The sequence below is a fragment of the Polaromonas sp. P1_F2 genome (genome assembly GCF_056405735.1).
Window position 1 is genome coordinate 512,793 of sequence record NZ_JBFUBN010000001.1, and the last position, 17,758, is coordinate 530,550.

A 17,758-nucleotide genomic window follows, 5' to 3' on the forward strand; every position below is an offset into this window, starting at 1 on the left:
TCATAAAAAAGCCGTCTTCCGACGGCTTTTTTCATGGGCGCTCAAAAATCGACAGCACCGGATAGCGGCGCCATTGCGGTTCGGCATGGCGCGCGCAGTTCTCGAAGATAAAACCCAAGACCTGTTGGGGATCTGACAGCAGTTGGGGGTTGGCCCCCTTCCACTGCTCAAAGCGCGCGCGCAGCGCCGGCTCCTCCTTGAGCAGCTGCAGCGCCATGTCTTCGAAGACGTAGTCCGAGAAATGCTCTTTCTTTTCCAGAATGCTGTTGAAAAATCCCCAGCGGAAGAAGCTGTCATGCGCTTGCGGCTCCAGGGTTTCGACGGCATAACGGGCCTTGTCCTGGTCCAGCGGCACCCACCAGTCGCCGGCCTGCAGTTCGACGGCCTGCAGGCTGGTTTCCAGCGTGACCTCGTCATGGAACATGTGGCCCTCGTAGGCGCCAGGGCGGCTTTGGACGCTCTGGATGCGGCTGACCTGGGCCTGCACCGTACGGGACTTGCCCAGGCGCTCCATCTGCACGCCATTCCAGTCCAGGCGCTCGACGACGGCGCGCCAGGCCTGGGGAATGACGTAGGCCAGGGGCGCGGGCACGGAAACCTCTTCGGAGAAGTGAGTGAAGTAGTCGATCTCGCGCTCCCAGGGCTGGTCCTTGTCATAGGATAGGCGCTGGTAGTCGCCCAGCAGGCTGGGCGAGCGCAGCGCTGCATAACCCTTGAAGCGCAGGCGCGAGCGGCGGGTTTCATCGAGCTTCCAGCGGACAGGCCAATGCGTCCTGCCGCCCGCCGCTTGCCGGGCCTGCCGCCGCAGCGCCTGGATCTCCGGCGCATTCGCCACCGTGAAGGCCAGCGTCACGTCCAGCAGCGCGCGCATCGATTCATACCGGTCCTTGAAGGGCTTGAGCATATGGGTCTCGGGCATGAAGCCTATGGTGTGGTTCAGCGCCGCGTAGCCGGTCGAGAACCGCGGCACCTCCAGGAAATCGGCAATCCCCTGGTCCGGGCTCACGTGCACGGGATTCACATAGGGACAGGTCGGCCAGCCGCGCGCCTCCATGCCCTGGTAAATCACCGGCAGCATGCGCTCCCGCAGGAAAGCGCCCAGGCCGCCGCCCAGCTTGTCGGCCTGGGTGTGGATCAACGTCATGGTGTAGCTGTAGTCCGCGCCGTTGGAGGTGTGGGTGTCGACCATCACGTCCGGGTCCCAGGCCGCGAAGAAGCGGTTGAACAGCTGCGCGTTGAGGCTGTCGCACTTGATGAAGTCGCGGTTCAGGTCCAGGTGCAGGCTGTTGCCGCGAAAGCCGAAGGACTCAGGCCCGTCCTGGTTCACGCGGCTGGTATCGCCGCGGTTGCAGCTGCCGTCGACGTTGTAGACCGGGATGAACAGGTAGACCGTGCTGCCCAGCGCGGCCAGGCGTTCGGGCTCCAGGCACAGGTCGCGCACCAGCGCCATGCAGGCATCTATGCCTTCGGGCTCACCGGGATGGATGCCGTTGTTGTTGAAAAAGACGGCGCGCCCCGCTTGCCGGATCTGCTCGCGGTCAAACACGCCGTCGGCGCTCACGATGCCCGCGTGCAGGGGCACGCCGGCGTCGGAAACGCCAATCTGCGAAAACCGCAGGACGCCGGGGCAGCGCAGCGCCAGCGCTTCATAAAACCGGATGCAGGCATCCCAGGTCGTTGTCTGGTTCTGGTTGCCGAGTTCGTACGGGGTTTGCATGGAAGGTCGTCCGCGAGAGTCAAAGGGAATGGGGTGGAACCCGGCGCGCCAGCGCTGCCGGGCTCGGGAGATCAGGCCAGCAGTTGCAGGATCAGCTGGACCCTGGCCTTGACCGGGCTCAGGCCTTCTGAATCCGGAATTGCGTCAGCCGGGGTCGGCAGCACCCGCCCTGCAGTGCAGCGGCTGGCGCGAACGACCTTGACGCCGCCGGCTTGCGCCTTCAGCAGGGCAGCCTCCAGTTCGTGGTGCAGGCTGCCGTTGCCGGTACCAGCCACTACCAGGCCTTGCACGCCCTGCGCTTGCAAGGCCTGCACGATGGCGCCGCCGGCGCCGGCGTGGTTCATGAGGATTTCGACGCGGGGCACGGCGGTGCCGGCCAGGGCGGTAATGATTTTGGCGGCAGTTTGCGCGCGGCCCGCCTCGGCGGCGTGCGGCCAATTGCGTAACTGCCTCAGCCGCCCCTCCTCCACATAGCCGATAGGACCGGCGTCGCCCGAACTAAAAGGGTCAAGACGATAGGTATGCGCCTTCTGAACGTCCGCCGCGCTGTGGACAACGCCGGCGCACACCGCCACCACGCCCTGCGCTCCCTCGTGGCGCGCCACAGCCACTGCATCGAGCAGGTTTTGCGGCCCGTCAGGAACCAGCGCCGTGGCCGGGCGCATCGCGCAGGTCAGCACCACGGACTTGGTTGGCGCCAGCAGCGCCTGCAGGAAAAAGGCGGTTTCCTCCAGCGTATCGGTGCCGTGGGTGATGACGATGCCCTGGACGTCGGGCTGCGCGAGGTAATGGCTGACGCGCGCGGCCAGTTTGGCCCACACCGCAAAACTCATGTTCTTGCTGTCGACCTGCGCCACCTGCTCCGTCAGCACGGTGCCGGCCTGCGCCAGAGCGGGGATCGCAGCCAGCAATTCTTCGACGCCCAACTGGGCGGCGGTGTAACCGATGTTGTCCGAAACGCTGGCGGCCCGGCCGGCGATCGTGCCGCCGGTGCCCAGAATCACAATATTTTGAGGATGCATGGAAAGTGATCTTGCAATCTTTTAAAAACTGGATGAAAATACAGGTACTGGATATTAAAACAGGTCGACGGCAGGCAAACGGTTGCAGCCCTCGGTTCTGCCTTTATCTGAAGAACCATAGGAGTCCCCGCCATGAGCATCCTCGCCGATTTTCCGCATTTTCCCTCCGAAGGTCCCAAGCTCACGGCGCGCCAGCAACAAATCCTGGAACTGATCCAGAGTGCCATCGCCCGTACCGGTGCACCGCCCACCCGCGCCGAAATCGCGAACGAACTGGGTTTCAAGTCCGCCAACGCCGCCGAAGAACACCTGCAGGCGTTGGCCCGCAAAGGCGTCATCGAGCTCGTCAGCGGTACTTCACGCGGCATACGCTTGCGCGGCGACACCCTACGTTCCATCAACGAATCACGCACCAAACAGTTTTCCCTGCCGTTGCAAAGCCTGGCCCAGCTCGCCCTACCTTTGGTAGGGCGGGTTGCTGCTGGCAGCCCGATTCTCGCGCAGGAACATATCGAGCAAACCTATTATTTTGAAAGCAGCCTGTTCCAGCGCCAGCCCGATTACCTGCTCAAGGTTCGCGGCATGAGCATGCGCGACGTCGGCATCATGGACGGCGACCTGCTGGCCGTCAAACAGGCCAAGGAAGCCAAGAACGGCCAGATCGTCGTGGCCCGCCTGGGCGATGAAGTCACCGTCAAACGCTTTCGCCGCAACAAGAACCTGATCGAGCTTTTGCCCGAAAACCCCGACTTCAACATCATCGTGGTCGAGCCCGGCGAGCCGTTTGAACTCGAAGGCCTCGCCGTCGGTTTGATACGCAACACCATGCTGATGTAAGCCTTTCAATCCGGCCGCGCACCAGGTGGCGGGCGTTTGGCTGTATGGCCAACACCCTGGTGCAGCGGCCCTGCCGGCTGTAGCCGGTCCGAAATCCTGCCTGTGTAAACCTCTCTCATACAGGAGTTCATCATGGGAATCGTCAGTTTTTCACATTCACCCCTTCTGTCTCTCCTGCTGGCTCCCGTGCAGGCGCTGGCAGCCTGGTTTGTGCCTGCGCAGCAAAGCAGGTCCCATCAGTTTTCCAAATCCGTGCGCGCCCAGCGCGCGGCCGGCCAGCTGGCATTGCCTTTTTCCTCCGGTCCCGCCCCATCGCCCCGCGAAGCCACCCAAGCCGGCAAGGCAAGGCCCCGCAACCCCACGCCCAGCCGCCTGCGCATCGTGCGCGAATTCGATGCCAATGTCGGCCCGGCTTGCGCCGGCCGCATGGTCATCTCCGGCCGCATGGCCGACGTCTGTGCGGAGCTTGAGCGCATGGCCCAGCGCGAGGCCGCCTTGCAATAAAAAAGCCCCTGCCCGCCTTCGCCCTCTCTGAGGGAGGCTATTTCCCGGCTGCGTGAAGGTCAATGAGCCCGCCCGGTGCGCCACGGCAGGACTGAAATGCCTCGACAGGTTTCCTTGCGATACAAAATGCAAGCATTCGGGTAGCCCTTCCCGCGAGGAAGAAAAATCTTGCAGGCACAATATCGGCATGAATATTGTGATCCTCGACGACTACCAGGACGCAGTGCGAAAACTGAACTGCGCTGCCAAACTTGAGGCCTACCCCGCCAAGGTCTACACCAACACCGTCAAAGGCATAGGCCAGCTGTCCGTCCGGCTCAAGGATGCCGACGTCATCGTCCTTATCCGGGAACGGACCCAGCTCAACCGGCAGGTCATTGAAAAACTCCCCAAGCTCAAATTGATCGTACAGACCGGCCGTGTCGGAAGCCACGTCGACGTCGCTGCCTGCACGGAGCGCGGCATCGCGGTGGCAGAAGGCACCGGATCGCCTACTGCGCCGGCCGAACTGGCCTGGGCACTGGTCATGGCGGCCATGCGCCGCATCCCCCACTACGTGGCCCACCTCAAGCACGGGGCCTGGCAGCAGGCGGGCCTCAAGTCGGCCTCCATGCCGCCGAATTTCGGAATAGGCTCGGTCCTCAAGGGCAAGACCCTGGGCATCTGGAGCTACGGAAAAATCGGGCAGATCGTGGCCGGCTACGGCCGGGCCTTCGGCATGCGGGTCATCATCTGGGGCCGCGATGCCTCGCGTGAACGGGCCCAGGCCGATGGCTATGAGATCGCCGACAGCAAGGCCGAGTTTTTTGAACAAAGCGACGTGTTGAGCCTGCACCTGCGGCTGAACGACGAAACCCGCGGCATTGTCACGCTCGAAGACCTGTCGCGCATGAAAACCACGTCCTTGCTGGTCAATACCTCGCGTGCCGAGCTGATAGAACCCGAAGCCCTGATTGCCTCGCTCAACCGCGGCCGCCCAGGCCTGGCGGCGATCGACGTGTTTGAATCCGAGCCCATCCTGCAGGGCCATGCCCTGCTTCGCCTGGAGAACTGCATCTGCACGCCGCATATCGGTTATGTGGAGCAAGACAGTTATGAGCTCTACTTCGGCGCAGCCTTCGACAACGTGGTCAATTTCATCAAGGGCACGCCCACCAATATCGTGAACCCCGGCGCCCTGCAAGTGCGGCGCTAGGTGATGCCTTGCCCCCAAAGCGGGGGCTAAAACCGCTAGGCGTTCCGGGCCGGTGCCGCGATCGGGCTATCGAGGTCGAACTCGATGAGATTGCCGAAGTCTCCGGCTTCGGCCTCGGTGTCCATCGCTACGATGACCGGCAGCGGTTCAAGCGCGCCGCCCACGTCCTGGCTCAAGTCAATGTCCAGCCCCAGCCTCGGCGAAACGGGAGGCCGTGTCAGGTCGGGCGCCGATGCGATTTCCGTGGAAAGGTCGGCAACCACAGCGATAGGAAGCGCGGCGGCAAGCGGCGGAGGCGGCGCCTGAACCCGGGCTGACAAGGGCAGGATATTGGTCGGGCCAAAGCTGGTCGTTTGCGGCAAGGCGGCCGGCTCATCCTGGGCGGAAAGCAGCGCAGGCTCACCGCCCTTTTCTTCCGGCTGTCCAGGTCGAAAAATAAGCTTCTTGGCGATGGAGTGAAGCAGCAGCAGTTCGCGGTAAGCCGCGAGGCTGAAGACCTCGTTGCGCGAATCGGGCTTGCGGAAGATGGATTCTTCCAGGACGTCCAGCACCTTGGGCGTGGGCCACAGCGACTCGATACGCGTAAGGGCGGCCACATAGAACTCCAGGCCGTGCGTATCTATTGCATAGTCATCGAAGGCCGGCACTTGGGCATTGAACATCCGGTGGAAATCCTTGCGCAGTGCGTCATAGTCGTCCTTGCGGCCCAGGCTGTGGTAGAGATCGAACAGGTCCAGATAGACCAGCGCGCTCGTCTCCACGTTGTCCATGATGTGCAGGCGCAGGACATCCACCGCCTTGTCGGGGTGACCCAGCGAGAGGAAAAAATCCGCCTGCTGCTGGACATCAAAAAGCTCTTCGGCATTGACGATACGGGGCATGCCGCTCAAGCCGCCGAGGCTGGGGAGAAATTCCGGGCGATCAGCAAATTCAGGCGGCCTGGCTGCGGGCAGCTTGCGTGTGCTTTCGAACTGAAGCGCATCCAGGTCGAGGTCCACCGCCGGCTTGGGTGAGCGCTCCTCGTGCGCCGGCACAGTGCCGGCATGCCCGGAGGCTGGCCCGGCATCGCCCGCAAAACCGCTCTGTTCGCCATTTTTGTCCCACCAGGGACCATGGCTGAAACGCAGCGCGTGCTGCCGGTTGCGCCGCCATAGAAGGCCGGCCGTCAGCAGCGCAAACAGCAGGACAGCGCCCAGGGCATACACCAGCCAGTTGCTGTAACGCTCCTGGCGTGCCTGGTCCAGCTGGCTGCGCAGGTCCGTCACGGCCTGTTCGGTTTTGCGGCTTTGCGCCAGCATGGCGGCCACGTCGGTCTCCAGGGACTTGAGGCGCTGGCTGTCGCGGAGCATATCTTGCGGCTGGGCATTCAAAGCCTGCCACAAGGCGGCTGCGGAGGCGCGTTGCTGGGCATCGGTGGAAAGCGGCGTCAGCAGTTCCGGCGATGAACGAAGCACCGGGTCGCGTTCGATGGTGAGGTCAATCGGGGCCAGTTGCAGTCGTGCCCGCGATTGACGCACCGGCGCCGGAGGCTTGCCTGCCGCGCGGACCGGCGGTGTGGCCAGTGAAGAGGCCATCCCGGCGCGAGGTTCCGGCTTCGCCCTCGATGTCCCGGAACGGGATGGCGCCGCCGGGCGAGCCTGTACCAGGCTTGCCGCAACCGCCGCTTGCGGAAGGACCGAAAGCATCGGGGCCATGTTGTCGCCCAGCATCTCGGCCAGCAAGACGTACTTGCGTGAATTCTTTTGCTGACAGCCTTCGCGTGCATAGATCGTCACGACCGGCTCATCCAACGCCGACGTCGTGCGGATGCGGACCAGGATTTCACCAGCGCCGGAACCCGGCGAGATCGCGGTGCGTATCCTGTCAGGGAAAACCTGGCTGTCGCCGAAAAATACATCGACTGACACACAGGCGGAAGAAGGATTTTCGGCGGCATCCAGTTGTGCGGACAGGGTGACGTCCAGTGGATGCCCTACGATGGCCGCCCCGCGCATGCGTCCCAGGGACGCGGCCAGGGCGTTGGCGGCAAGCCCCAACAGCAAAGCGCCAAGCAGGCATTTCAGGAACTTCTCGGCGACTTTCATGGGGTGCGCAAATTTTGCCACGCACCTTTGCCGAATACGCTCAGCCATAATTCGGCCATGAAAGTAAATTTTGCAAATGTGGGAATAGTTGGCACCGGCGCCATGGGTCGGGGCATCGCGCAGATCGCGGCGCAAGCCGGCAGCACCGTCAAGCTGATGGACGCCCAGGCGGGCGCCGCCGAAAAGGCGCGCGAAGCCATTTGCGCCCAATGGGACAAGCTGGTCGAAAAAGGCCGGCTCGACGCAGCCGTGGCCACCGGGCACAAGGACCGGCTGCTGCTCGCCGGCACGCTGCCCGACCTGGCGGGCTGCGACCTTGTCGTCGAAGCCATCGTGGAACGCCTGGACGTCAAGCGCGCGCTGTTCGCCGAACTCGAAGCCCTGGTGCCCGCGAGCACCGTGCTGGCCAGCAATACCTCATCGCTTTCAGTGACGGCCATCGCGGCGGCGCTCAAACACCCCGAGCGCCTGGCCGGTTTTCATTTCTTCAACCCGGTTCCGCTGATGAAAGTGGTGGAAGTGATAGCGGGCCTGAAGACCAGCCCCGCGGTCTGCGAGGGCCTGAGCCAATACGCGCGGCAGATGGGCCATACGCCCGTGCAGGCGCAAGATACGCCCGGCTTCATCGTCAACCACGCCGGCCGGGGCTTTGGTACCGAGGCACTGCGCATCGTCAGCGAAGGCATTGCCGATTTCGCCACCATAGACCGCATCCTGCGCGACCAGGCCGGCTTCAAGCTGGGCCCTTTCGAGCTGATGGACCTGACCGCGCTCGACGTCTCCCATCCTGTGATGGAGTCGATTTACCACCAGTACTATGAAGAAGCCCGTTACCGCCCCAGCGTGATCACGGCGCAGCGCCTGGCCGGCGGCATGCTGGGCCGCAAGACCGGCGAAGGCTTTTACCGCTATGTGGATGGCGCCATGCAGGTGCCGCCGGAGCCCCCCGTTCCCCAGGTTGCCGAACTTCCGCCGGTCTGGGTCTCGCCGCGTGCGTCGCGGCGCTCGGAACTGCTGCAGCTCCTCAAGAACCTGGGCGCCAAGCTCGAGACCGGCGCCTCCGCCTCGCCGCAGGCCCTGATGCTGGTCGCGCCGCTGGGCTTTGACATCACCACGGTGGCCGTGGTGGAGCGCCTGGACCCGGCCCGTACCATCGGCATCGACATGCTGATCGACGACGCAGCCACCAAGCGGCGTGTGCTGGCCACCAACCCGGCCACGCGCAGCGACATGCGCGACGCGGCCCATGCCCTCTTCGCCCGCGACGGCAAGGCCGTCAGCGTGATCCGTGACAGCGGCGGCTTCGTCACCCAGCGCGTGGTGGCCGCCATCGTCAACATCGCCAGCGACATCTGCCAGCAGGGCATCTGCAACCCGAAAGACCTGGAAACCGCCGTGACCCTCGGGCTGGGCTATCCCATGGGCCCGCTGGCCATGGGCGACCGCTACGGCCCCACCAATGTGCTGGAAGTGCTGTTCAACATGCAGACCGTGTACGGCGACCAGCGCTACCGCCCTTCCCCCTGGTTGCGGCGCCGCGGCGCCATCGGCCTGAGCCTCCTACACCAGGAAGAATGAAACACCCCCTTCGGATGGGAATGAATCACCCCCTTCGGATGCTCACTTCGTGTAGCACCTTCCCCCCTCCAGGAGGCGGCGCCCGCGGCCTGGCAAAGCCAGTTCCGCGGCCCCCACTGGCGTGGGAATCCCTCCTCCGGCGACCACACATTCTTTCGTATTGGAACAACTGACATGGCAGGCGCAATCAAAGGTACAAGTGAGGGCCAGACCCTTATCCTGACGATCAGCAACCCGGAGTTCAGGAATGCCCTGGGTCCCGATATTTATGCGGCCGGCATTGAGGCCTTGAACGCCGCCGAGAACAACCCGGACATCCGCAGCGTGGTCATCACCGGCGAGGGTTCGATCTTCTGTGCGGGCGGCGACCTGCAGCGGCTGCAGGCCAACCGCCGTGAAGCGCCCGAGGTGCAGGCGCAGAGCATCGAAGGCCTGCACAACTGGATCGACTCGATACGCACCTACCCCAAGCCGGTAATCGCCGCCGTGGAGGGCCCGGCCGCCGGCGCCGGCTTTTCGCTGGTGCTGGCCTGCGATTTTGTGGTGGCGGCAGACAACGCCGTGTTCGTGATGTCCTACAGCACTGTGGCGCTGTCGCCCGATGGCGGCGGCAGCTGGGCCCTGGCGCGCGCCCTGCCCCGCGCGCTGGCCAGCGAACTGCTGATGGCCGGCGAACGCATAGGCCCACGCCGCCTGCACGATCTCGGGCTGGTCAACCGTGTCACGGCCCCGGGCGAAGCTTTGGCCCAGGCCCTGCAGCTGGCCGACAACCTCAATGCGCGCGCGCCCAACGCGCTGGCCAGCATCAAGGAACTCATCAACGACGCGGCCGGCAACACGCTGAACCAGCAGTTGGTCCGCGAGCAGGACCACTTCGTGCGCAACCTCCACGACGCCAACGCCGGTGAAGGCATAGACGCCTTCCTGAACAAGCGTACGCCGCACTACCGCTAGCCGGTCCCTGCGCGGGCGGGCCCGCCGCGGCCCGCCCCGCCGCCAAATCCCCGGCCCCTCCGGCCGGGCGACACCCATGCGACAGCCCGCTGGCGCCGGGCGGGTCCCTCAAGCGACAATGGACGTCTTGTTAGTCACTCAAAAGACAGACCATGGACGATCCCATTCTTACGATAGAGGAACGAGAGGCCATTAACAACGGCCGCTGGTTTTCATCCCTGTCCCCATCCCTGAGGCACGACATACTTCGATGCGCCTACGTCAAACGCTACAAAGACGGCGAACTCATCAGCGCCCGCGGCGACGCGCCGGAAGAGTGGATATCCTGCGCGCGCGGCGCCATCCGGGTGAGCTCGACCTCGATTTCGGGCAAGCAGGTCACCCTGACCTATGTGGAGCCCGGTATCTGGGTCGGCGACGTGGCGATCTTCGACGGGGAGCGACGCACCCACGACTCCTATGCCCATGGCGAAACCACGCTGCTGTGCGTCTCGCGCGCCGACCTGCGCAAGATATTGAGCCAGCACGTCGAGCTCTACGAAGCGCTGTTGCGCCTGCATGCGCGCCGCATACGGCAACTCTTCGGCCTGGTGGAAGACCTCAACACCCTGCCCCTGCGCGCGCGGCTGGCCAAGCAGCTGCTGCACCTGGTCCGCAGCTACGGCGTGCCCAGCCTGGCGGACAGCGGCGAAGTGCGCATCGGCCTGCAGCTGGCGCAGGAAGAACTGGCCCAGCTGCTGGGCGCCTCGCGCCAGCGCGTGAACCAGGAACTCAAGTCCATGGAGCGCGAGGAAGCCATACGCATAGAGCCGGGCGGCCTGGTGGTGCGCAACCGGCAAGCCCTGATGCGCATTTCCGAAGCCGAAATCGACAAATAAACACACGGGGGCCAGCCCTTTGAGCACGAGCAATTTCGACCACTTTGTCGGCACGCGGGCCGTGTCCGGCGCGCAGGCCTTTGACCTCGACGCGCTCACCGCTTACCTGGGCAGCCACCTGCCCGGCTTCAAAGGCCCGCTGACGGCTGAAATCTTCAAGGGCGGCCAGTCCAACCCGACCTACAAGCTCATCACGCCCACCGCGTCTTATGTGATGCGCGCCAAGCCTGGGCCCGTGGCCAAATTGCTGCCGTCGGCCCATGCGGTGGAGCGCGAATTCAAGGTCATGCAGGGGCTGCAAGGCACCGACGTGCCGGTGCCAAAAATGTATTGCCTCTGCGAGGACGAGTCGGTGATAGGCCGCGCCTTTTATGTGATGGAGTTCGTCGAGGGCCGCGTGCTCTGGGACCAGTCGCTGCCCGGCATGTCCCAGGCCCAGCGCGGCGAGATCTACGACGAAATGAACCGCGTGGTCTCCGCCTTGCACAAGGTGAAGTTCGCCGAGCGCGGCCTGGCCGACTACGGCAAGCCCGGCAACTACTTTGAGCGTCAGATAGGCCGCTGGAGCAAGCAGTACACAGCGTCCATCACCCAGCCCATCGCCGAGATGGACAGCCTGATGCAATGGCTGCCCGCCAACATCCCGGCCGGCGCGCGCGACGACAGCATTGTCTCCATCGTGCATGGCGACTTCCGGCTCGACAACCTGCTGTTCCACGCGACCGAGCCGCGCGTGCTGGCCGTGCTCGACTGGGAGCTGTCCACGCTGGGCCATCCGCTGGCCGACTTCAGCTACCACTGCATGGCCTGGCACATCCCGCCCGGGGCCTTCCGTGGCATAGGCGGGCTGGACGTCGAAAGCCTGGGCATTCCCACCGAATCCGAGTACATACGCCGCTATTGCGAGCGCACCGGCCTTGCCACGCCCGAGGCGCTCCAGGCCGACTGGAACTTCTACATGGCCTACAACCTGTTTCGCATCGCGGCCATCCTGCAGGGCATCGCCAAGCGGGTCGAGGCCGGAACCGCCTCCAGCGCCCAGGCCGTCAGCTCGGCCGCCGGTGCGCCGCTGCTGGCCAAGATGGCCTGGGGCTTTGCCCTCAAAAGCCAGGGCTGAAGCCTGCCCTTCTTCACAACAACATCGCCCCCACACCCCTTCTGGAGATTTCATGGACTTCAACTACACCCCCAAAGTACAGGAACTGCGGGCGCGCCTGCTCAAGTTCATGGACGAGAACATCTACCCGAACGAAGCGCGCTTTTTCCGCGAAATCGCCGAAAACCGCGCCAAGGGCAATGCCTGGGTCCCCACCAAACTGGTCGAGGAACTCAAGCCCAAAGCCCGCGCCGCCGGCCTGTGGAACCTGTTTTTGCCGCACTCGCCGCGCGCGCCTGAAGGCCTGTCCAACCTCGAGTACGCGCCGCTGTGCGAAATCATGGGCCGCGTACCTTTCGCGGCCGAGGTCTTCAACTGCTCGGCGCCGGACACCGGCAACATGGAAACCATCGCCCGCTACGGCTCCGAAGCCAACAAGGACCAGTGGCTGGACCCTCTGCTCAAGGGCGAGATCCGCTCGGCCTTTTTGATGACAGAGCCCGAAGTCGCCTCGTCCGACGCGACCAACATCCAGTGCCGCATTGAGCGCGACGGCGAGGACTACGTGCTCAACGGCCTCAAGTGGTGGTCGTCCGGTGCGGGCGACCCGCGCTGCGCCGTCTACATCGTCATGGGCAAGACCAATCCCGATGCCGGCCGCCACGAGCAGCAATCGATGATCCTGGTGCCCGCCAATACACCCGGCATCACCGTGATCCGCCCGCTGTCGGTGTTCGGCTACGACGACGCACCGCACGGCCACATGGAAGTGCGCCTGACCAATGTGCGCGTGCCGGCCGCCAACCTGTTGCTGGGCGAAGGCCGCGGTTTTGAGATCGCCCAGGGCCGCCTCGGCCCCGGGCGTATCCACCATTGCATGCGCAGCATAGGCATCGCCGAACGCGCGCTGGAGCTGATGTGCAAGCGCCTGAACAGCCGTGTCGCCTTCGGCAAACCGATCGCCAGCCAGTCCGTCTGGCACGAGCGCATCGCCGAGGCCCGCTGCATGATTGAGCAGGCCCGCCTGCTGACGCTCAAGGCCGCCTACATGATGGACACCGTGGGCAACAAGGTCGCCAAGGCCGAGATCGCGATGATCAAGGTGGTGGCGCCCAATATGGCCTGCCAGATCATCGACTGGGCCATCCAGGCCCACGGCGGCGGCGGCGTATCGGATGATTTTCCGCTGGCCTATGCCTACGCCAGCCAGCGCACCCTGCGCCTTGCCGACGGCCCGGACGAGGTGCACCGCGCCTCGCTGGCCAAGCTGGAGCTGGCCAAGCATCTCTTGATGCCCGGCGAAGTGGAAATGCCCATCACGCGCGGCGGCTGAGAGTCGCTCCCGGTCGCCCGCTGCTCAGAGCGTGAGGTCGTTGGAGAGTCCGGCGATCGCCGACTCGCAGGCCGTGGTGAAAATCAGCGCCGCATGCTCCAGGGTGGGCATGTCGGCCGGGGTGTACTGCATGCGCAGGTAGGTTTTGCCGCGCAGCACCATCAGGATAAAAGGCACCTGCGCGTCGGGTGAAGGCTCGGGCCAGGACATCAACAACTCGACCAGTTGCGAGTCCAGCCACGCGAGGGCATTGGAGCGATGGTCCGCCATCACCGCATAACGTTGCCAGAAGGGCTTGGGCAGGCTTTCCCAGCCGACTTCGGGGTACATGGCCAGCCAGCGCACCTCTTCGGGCATGCTGGGATCGGCGGTGGTCTGCAGGGTGTCGGTATAAGCTTGGTAGGCGCGCTTTTCCAGCCCCTCCTTCAAGGCCCGGTTCATGACCAGGACCGTGACGTCGTCGTTGACCTTGACCTCGCCCCGGGCACGCAGTTCTTCGCCGCGGATGTAGTCGCGCGATGGACTGCCGCGCTCCAACTTCCAGGGCTTGCCGCCCACGTTGCCCTTGAGCGCAAACCCCTTGCCCTGCCCCATGCCGGTGAAAGAAAAGCCACGGGTGCCGGCCCATTCGGACACGGCCTCGTCGGATGTGGCGGCATCGCCGGCATCCGCCTTACCCCCGACCAAGACTTTCTTCAGCCGCTCGAACATGGTTTTCGCTTTTCTCTTAAAGTGCAGCAAGCATCATAGTAGTCAAGGAAGTCCCAATGATCAATGTTTACTCATGGCCCACGCCCAACGGCCACAAAGTCCACATCATGCTGGAGGAATGCGGCCTGCGGCTTGGCCGCGACTGGCAGGCCAACCCAGTCAATATCGGCACCGGCGACCAGTTCAAGCCCGAATTCCTGACCATCAGCCCGAACAACAAGATCCCGGCGCTGGTCGACCCGGTCGGCCCCGACGGCAAGCCCATCTCGGTGTTCGAGTCTGGCGCCATCCTGCTCTACCTGGCCGCCAAAACCGGCAAGCTGCTGCCGAAAACCGACCGCCTGAAGTTCCAGGTGTTGCAATGGCTGATGTTCCAGATGGGCGGCGTCGGTCCGATGATCGGGCAGACACACCATTTCCGCCAGTACGCGCCCGAAAAAATAGACTACGCCATCAACCGCTACACCAATGAAACGAAACGGCTTTACGGCGTGATGGACAAGCAGCTGGCCGGCAGCCGGTTCATCGCCTGCGACGAGTACAGCATTGCCGACATCGCCATCTTCCCCTGGCTGCGCAACTGGGAAAACCACGGGATCGATTGGGCCGACTATCCGCACCTGAAAAAGTGGTTCGACCTGATCAGCGAACGCCCTGCCGTGCAGCGCGGCGTCAAGGTGCTGGCCGAGCTGCGCAGGCCCATCACCGACGACAAAGCGCGGGAAGTGCTGTTCGGCAAGACGCAGTACGAAAAGCGCTGAGAAAAGCGCTGAAAAGCGCTGGGTGAAGGCCGGCCGGCCGGGGTTGGCAGCCCTCGATTGAAGGTATGATTCGCGACGAGCTGGAAACGGCGGCCGCCCCTGCGTGGCCTTGCCCTTGCTCTCATACACAAACTGCCCGTAGCTCAGTCGGATAGAGCATCAGCCTTCTAAGCTGAGGGTCGGGGGTTCGATCCCCTCCGGGCAGGCCAATTCGCGGCGTCAGCCGTACCCGCCCTTTCCCCCCGCGATCAACGAACTTCGCTTACACACCCTCGGAATCGGGGTATATAGTCGGGATTCGGCCCCGTGCAAAGGCCGGCAAGACCAAGGAGGCGAGAAAAGATGGCCAGACCAACCATGTTGCTGGTGGAGGACAACCCCGCTCACGTCGAGTTGACGTTGCTGACGTTGCAGGAAAACGGCGCCGACCATGAGGTCATCGTGGCCCGCGACGGCACGGAAGCCCTGGAATACCTTTTCTGCGAGGGTGCTTACAGCAACCGGCCCAACGACCATCCGCCGGAACTGGTCATGCTGGACCTGAATTTGCCTGGGATCAGCGGCGCGGAAGTCATGCAGCGCATGCGTGGGGACCCCCGCACTTTCTTCGTGCCCGTCGTCATCCTGACCTCCGAGCCCAAATACTCGCCAATCGTGAAAGAGATTCAGGGCGGTCTCAACAGTTACGTACGCAAACCGCTGCATTTCCGGGATTTCCAGGAAAAACTGGAACAGGTGCGCGAATACTGGCGAACTTCCAACTTCGGGCCGCTCAAGTCCTGAGGGCTTCGCCGCCATGCGGACATGAAAAAGCCCACTGACGTGGGCTTTTTGCTGGGAAATGATGGTCGGAGTACAAGGATTCGAACCTTGGACCCCCTGGTCCCAAACCAGGTGCGCTACCAGACTGCGCCACACTCCGACTAGTCAAATATTATAGCTCGAACCCGCTACACTTTCCCGCGCCCCCTTCATTTTTTCCATTCACTGGATTACCCAATGAAATTTCGCCTCGCTGTCCAGCCCGATCAGCACCGGCCCGGCGCAAAGGCTTGCCGTCGCAACCCTGGGGCCGCATGAGGATGGGGGCCGCCGCCGCGGCCGCTTCCCAAATAGACAAAGGCCTGACGCGTCTGACCGCGGCATTCTCGCTGCTGGTGCTGCCGCTGGCGGCGCTGCTGCTGGCCCAATGGCCGCTGCGTGAACTTGTGCAAGCCTACTCACGCCAGGCCAACGATGCGGCGCAGGTGCTGTTCGCGCTCTATGTGGCGACGGCCGTGACGGCGGCTTCCAGAAACCACGCCCACCTGGCCTCCCTGCAGCCGCATCCGTCCGGCGCGCCCCGGCCGCGCTGGCATGCCTGGGCGCTGCTGGCCTGTGTCATGCCCTGGGCGCTGTTCATGCTGTGGGCCGGCTGGCCGCTGGTTGCGGCCTCTGTAGCCTCTTTCGAGCGATTTGGCGAAACGCTCACGCCGGGTTATTTCGTGATCAAGCTCGCCATGGCGCTGATGCTTTTGCTGGTGCTGGCCGAAGGCCTGCTCGAACTCTTGCCGCACGGCCGCGCGCCGGGCTCGCCATGAGCCTGACCGGCCCGCTCGCGGGTGTGTGGATGCTGCTGGCGCTGGGCGCGCTGATTCTTGCCACCGGCCTGCCGGTCTGGGCCCTGCTGATCGGCGTGTCAAGCCTGTTCGCGGTGCTGGGCCTGGCAGCGGGCGCTTTCGACCTGCAAATCTTGCAGGCCCTTCCGGTGCGCACCCTGGGCCTGCTGGAAAACGATCTGCTGCAGGCCATGCCGCTGTATGTTTTCATGGGCGTGCTGCTGCAGCGCCTGACCGTGGCCGACGCCCTGTACTCCGCGCTGCTGCGGCTATTCCGCCCGCTGGCCGGCGCGCACGCCCTCTCGGCCCTGGGCGTGGGCGCCCTGATTGCGCCCATGAACGGCTCGGTCGCCTCCAGTTCGGCCCTGCTCTCACGCCTTGTTGCCCCGCGCATGGCGCACCTGGACACCGCGCGGGCCCTCTCCATCATCAGCGTGGCCGCCACCATAGGCGTGGTGGTTCCGCCCTCGCTGGTCTTGCTGCTGTTGGGTGATGCCATGTTGCTGGCGCACCTGGAGGCCAGCCGGTTGCCGGGCTATTTGCAGGCCGGCCAGCGCATCATCAACACCCAGGACGTGATGCATGCCGCGCTGCTGCCCGCCCTGTGTGTGCTGGCGCTCTGGGCCCTGGTGGCCTGGCGCCAGGCGCGAAAGCTCAAGGAAGCGCCGCCGCAAGTCCCCGCCAACCGGGTGCAGGTGGCCGTCGCCCTCATCGCAGGCGGCACCATCGTCCTGCTGCTGGCCGGCGTCTTTACCGGAAAGCTCTACGCGGTGGAGGCAGCGGCAACCGGCGCGATGCTGCTGGTCGTCTCGGCCCTCCTGGGCCGCTCGCTACCGGTGGCCGGCTGGCAGGCGGTGCTGGCCGACACGCTCAAGCTCAGCGGCGCCCTGTTTGCGCTGCTGGTGGGCGCCACCACTTTCAGCCTGGTGTTTCGCGTATTCGGCACCGACCGCTGGCTTAACGGCCTGCTGCTGGGTTCTACCCTGCCGCCCGGCGTGACGGCGGCGCTGGTACTGCTGCTGGTGGCGCTGTGCGCCTGGGTGCTGGATGCGTTCGAGATGATTTTTGTCATCGTGCCCATCGTCGCGCCGGCGCTGATCGCGCGCCTGGGCGATGCCCAGCAGGCGGCGGTGTTGCTGCTGCTGGTATTGCAACTCAGTTTCCTGATTCCACCCATGGGCTATGCCGTGCTGATGGCGAGGTCGCGCTCGGGCCTGCCGGCCATTTCGAGCCGGCAACTGCTGGCAAGGCTGTGGCCCATGCTGCTGGTACAGGTGGCGCTCACGGTGGTGGTGTTTGCCTTTCCGGCCACCGTGCACTGGCTGGATGCACCCGCTCCAGCTGCGTCCGCGCAAGTCCCCATGGCCGAGGACGAAATCGCGCGCCAGATGCGGGAGATGTCACGCGTAGAGCCACCCGAACCGGGCGCCGCTGCCACTCCGGCCGCGCCCTGAACCGCTTCAACAAAGAGCTTGTGAACGTTCGCAGAA

Annotated in this window: 16 protein-coding genes and 2 tRNA genes; 13 read left to right on the forward strand and 5 right to left on the reverse strand. The window is 64.4% G+C overall.

The annotated features are described in order from the left end of the window. Positions 1–31: 31 nt before the first annotated feature. Both AC1D0O_RS02535 and AC1D0O_RS02540 read right to left on the reverse strand, forming a co-directional pair. On the reverse strand, positions 32–1,717 hold the full coding sequence (locus tag AC1D0O_RS02535) for a M14 family zinc carboxypeptidase (RefSeq protein WP_477651977.1): 1,686 nt from the start codon (positions 1,715–1,717) through the stop codon (positions 32–34). Positions 1,718–1,788: 71 nt separating this feature from the next. Beyond that, positions 1,789–2,739, reverse strand: coding sequence for an asparaginase (locus tag AC1D0O_RS02540; protein WP_477651978.1), 951 nt, complete (start codon positions 2,737–2,739; stop codon positions 1,789–1,791). A gap of 132 nt (positions 2,740–2,871) precedes the next feature. Here AC1D0O_RS02540 and lexA point away from each other — a divergent pair, with 132 nt between their 5' ends. The 3 genes from lexA to AC1D0O_RS02555 all read left to right on the forward strand — a co-directional run bounded on the left by lexA (position 2,872) and on the right by AC1D0O_RS02555 (position 5,275). Continuing rightward, positions 2,872–3,576 carry a transcriptional repressor LexA gene (lexA, locus tag AC1D0O_RS02545; protein ID WP_436154473.1) on the forward strand — a complete coding sequence of 235 codons (705 nt, stop codon included), beginning with the start codon at positions 2,872–2,874 and terminating at the stop codon, positions 3,574–3,576. Positions 3,577–3,708: 132 nt separating this feature from the next. Beyond that, a complete protein-coding gene (locus AC1D0O_RS02550; protein WP_477651979.1) occupies positions 3,709–4,080 on the forward strand; it encodes a hypothetical protein in 372 nt (123 codons plus the stop codon). A 187-nt stretch (positions 4,081–4,267) separates the two neighbouring features. Next, positions 4,268–5,275 carry a D-2-hydroxyacid dehydrogenase family protein gene (locus AC1D0O_RS02555; protein ID WP_477651980.1) on the forward strand — a complete coding sequence of 336 codons (1,008 nt, stop codon included), beginning with the start codon at positions 4,268–4,270 and terminating at the stop codon, positions 5,273–5,275. A gap of 35 nt (positions 5,276–5,310) precedes the next feature. Here the strand turns inward: AC1D0O_RS02555 and AC1D0O_RS02560 are convergent, their stop codons facing one another. Continuing rightward, positions 5,311–7,494 (reverse strand): type IV pilus assembly protein FimV, encoded by a 2,184-nt coding sequence (locus AC1D0O_RS02560; RefSeq protein ID WP_477651981.1) that lies wholly within the window; start codon positions 7,492–7,494, stop codon positions 5,311–5,313. On the opposite strand from AC1D0O_RS02560, the gene AC1D0O_RS02565 reads away from it, so the two are divergent. The 5 genes from AC1D0O_RS02565 to AC1D0O_RS02585 all read left to right on the forward strand — a co-directional run bounded on the left by AC1D0O_RS02565 (position 7,417) and on the right by AC1D0O_RS02585 (position 13,198). After that, positions 7,417–8,937, forward strand: coding sequence for a 3-hydroxyacyl-CoA dehydrogenase (locus AC1D0O_RS02565; RefSeq protein ID WP_477651982.1), 1,521 nt, complete (start codon positions 7,417–7,419; stop codon positions 8,935–8,937). The genes AC1D0O_RS02560 and AC1D0O_RS02565 overlap by 78 nt on opposite strands. Before the next feature lie 174 nt (positions 8,938–9,111). After that, entirely contained in the window at positions 9,112–9,891 is a 780-nt protein-coding gene (locus AC1D0O_RS02570) for an oxepin-CoA hydrolase, alternative type (protein WP_477651983.1), read from the forward strand. Positions 9,892–10,043: 152 nt separating this feature from the next. Further along, complete coding sequence (locus AC1D0O_RS02575; RefSeq protein WP_431096232.1) at positions 10,044–10,769, forward strand: Crp/Fnr family transcriptional regulator; 726 nt, start codon at positions 10,044–10,046, stop codon at positions 10,767–10,769. 19 nt (positions 10,770–10,788) lie between these two features. Beyond that, positions 10,789–11,886 (forward strand): phosphotransferase family protein, encoded by a 1,098-nt coding sequence (locus tag AC1D0O_RS02580; protein WP_477651984.1) that lies wholly within the window; start codon positions 10,789–10,791, stop codon positions 11,884–11,886. Positions 11,887–11,938: 52 nt separating this feature from the next. Further along, positions 11,939–13,198, forward strand: coding sequence for an acyl-CoA dehydrogenase family protein (locus tag AC1D0O_RS02585; protein WP_477651985.1), 1,260 nt, complete (start codon positions 11,939–11,941; stop codon positions 13,196–13,198). A gap of 24 nt (positions 13,199–13,222) precedes the next feature. Here AC1D0O_RS02585 and AC1D0O_RS02590 read toward each other — a convergent pair whose 3' ends face one another. Further along, entirely contained in the window at positions 13,223–13,909 is a 687-nt protein-coding gene (locus tag AC1D0O_RS02590) for a hypothetical protein (protein WP_477651986.1), read from the reverse strand. Positions 13,910–13,965: 56 nt separating this feature from the next. Here AC1D0O_RS02590 and AC1D0O_RS02595 point away from each other — a divergent pair, with 56 nt between their 5' ends. The 3 genes from AC1D0O_RS02595 to AC1D0O_RS02605 all read left to right on the forward strand — a co-directional run bounded on the left by AC1D0O_RS02595 (position 13,966) and on the right by AC1D0O_RS02605 (position 15,453). Continuing rightward, the gene (locus AC1D0O_RS02595) at positions 13,966–14,670 is read left to right on the forward strand and encodes a glutathione binding-like protein (RefSeq protein WP_477651987.1); all 705 of its coding nucleotides are present in this window, start codon (positions 13,966–13,968) and stop codon (positions 14,668–14,670) included. Positions 14,671–14,802: 132 nt separating this feature from the next. Then, positions 14,803–14,879: transfer RNA gene (locus tag AC1D0O_RS02600), tRNA-Arg, on the forward strand. Between the two features lie 133 nt (positions 14,880–15,012). After that, a complete protein-coding gene (locus tag AC1D0O_RS02605) occupies positions 15,013–15,453 on the forward strand; it encodes a response regulator (RefSeq protein ID WP_477651988.1) in 441 nt (146 codons plus the stop codon). A 62-nt stretch (positions 15,454–15,515) separates the two neighbouring features. Here the strand turns inward: AC1D0O_RS02605 and AC1D0O_RS02610 are convergent. Next, positions 15,516–15,592, reverse strand: a tRNA-Pro gene (locus tag AC1D0O_RS02610). A gap of 154 nt (positions 15,593–15,746) precedes the next feature. Between AC1D0O_RS02610 and AC1D0O_RS02615 the strand changes: the two genes are divergently transcribed. Together AC1D0O_RS02615 and AC1D0O_RS02620 are read left to right on the forward strand one after the other, a co-directional pair. After that, on the forward strand, positions 15,747–16,250 hold the full coding sequence (locus AC1D0O_RS02615) for a C4-dicarboxylate ABC transporter substrate-binding protein (RefSeq protein ID WP_477651989.1): 504 nt from the start codon (positions 15,747–15,749) through the stop codon (positions 16,248–16,250). Next, the gene (locus AC1D0O_RS02620) at positions 16,247–17,722 is read left to right on the forward strand and encodes a TRAP transporter large permease subunit (protein WP_477651990.1); all 1,476 of its coding nucleotides are present in this window, start codon (positions 16,247–16,249) and stop codon (positions 17,720–17,722) included. Before AC1D0O_RS02615 ends, AC1D0O_RS02620 begins: the two co-directional genes overlap by 4 nt. Positions 17,723–17,758 lie beyond the last annotated feature (36 nt).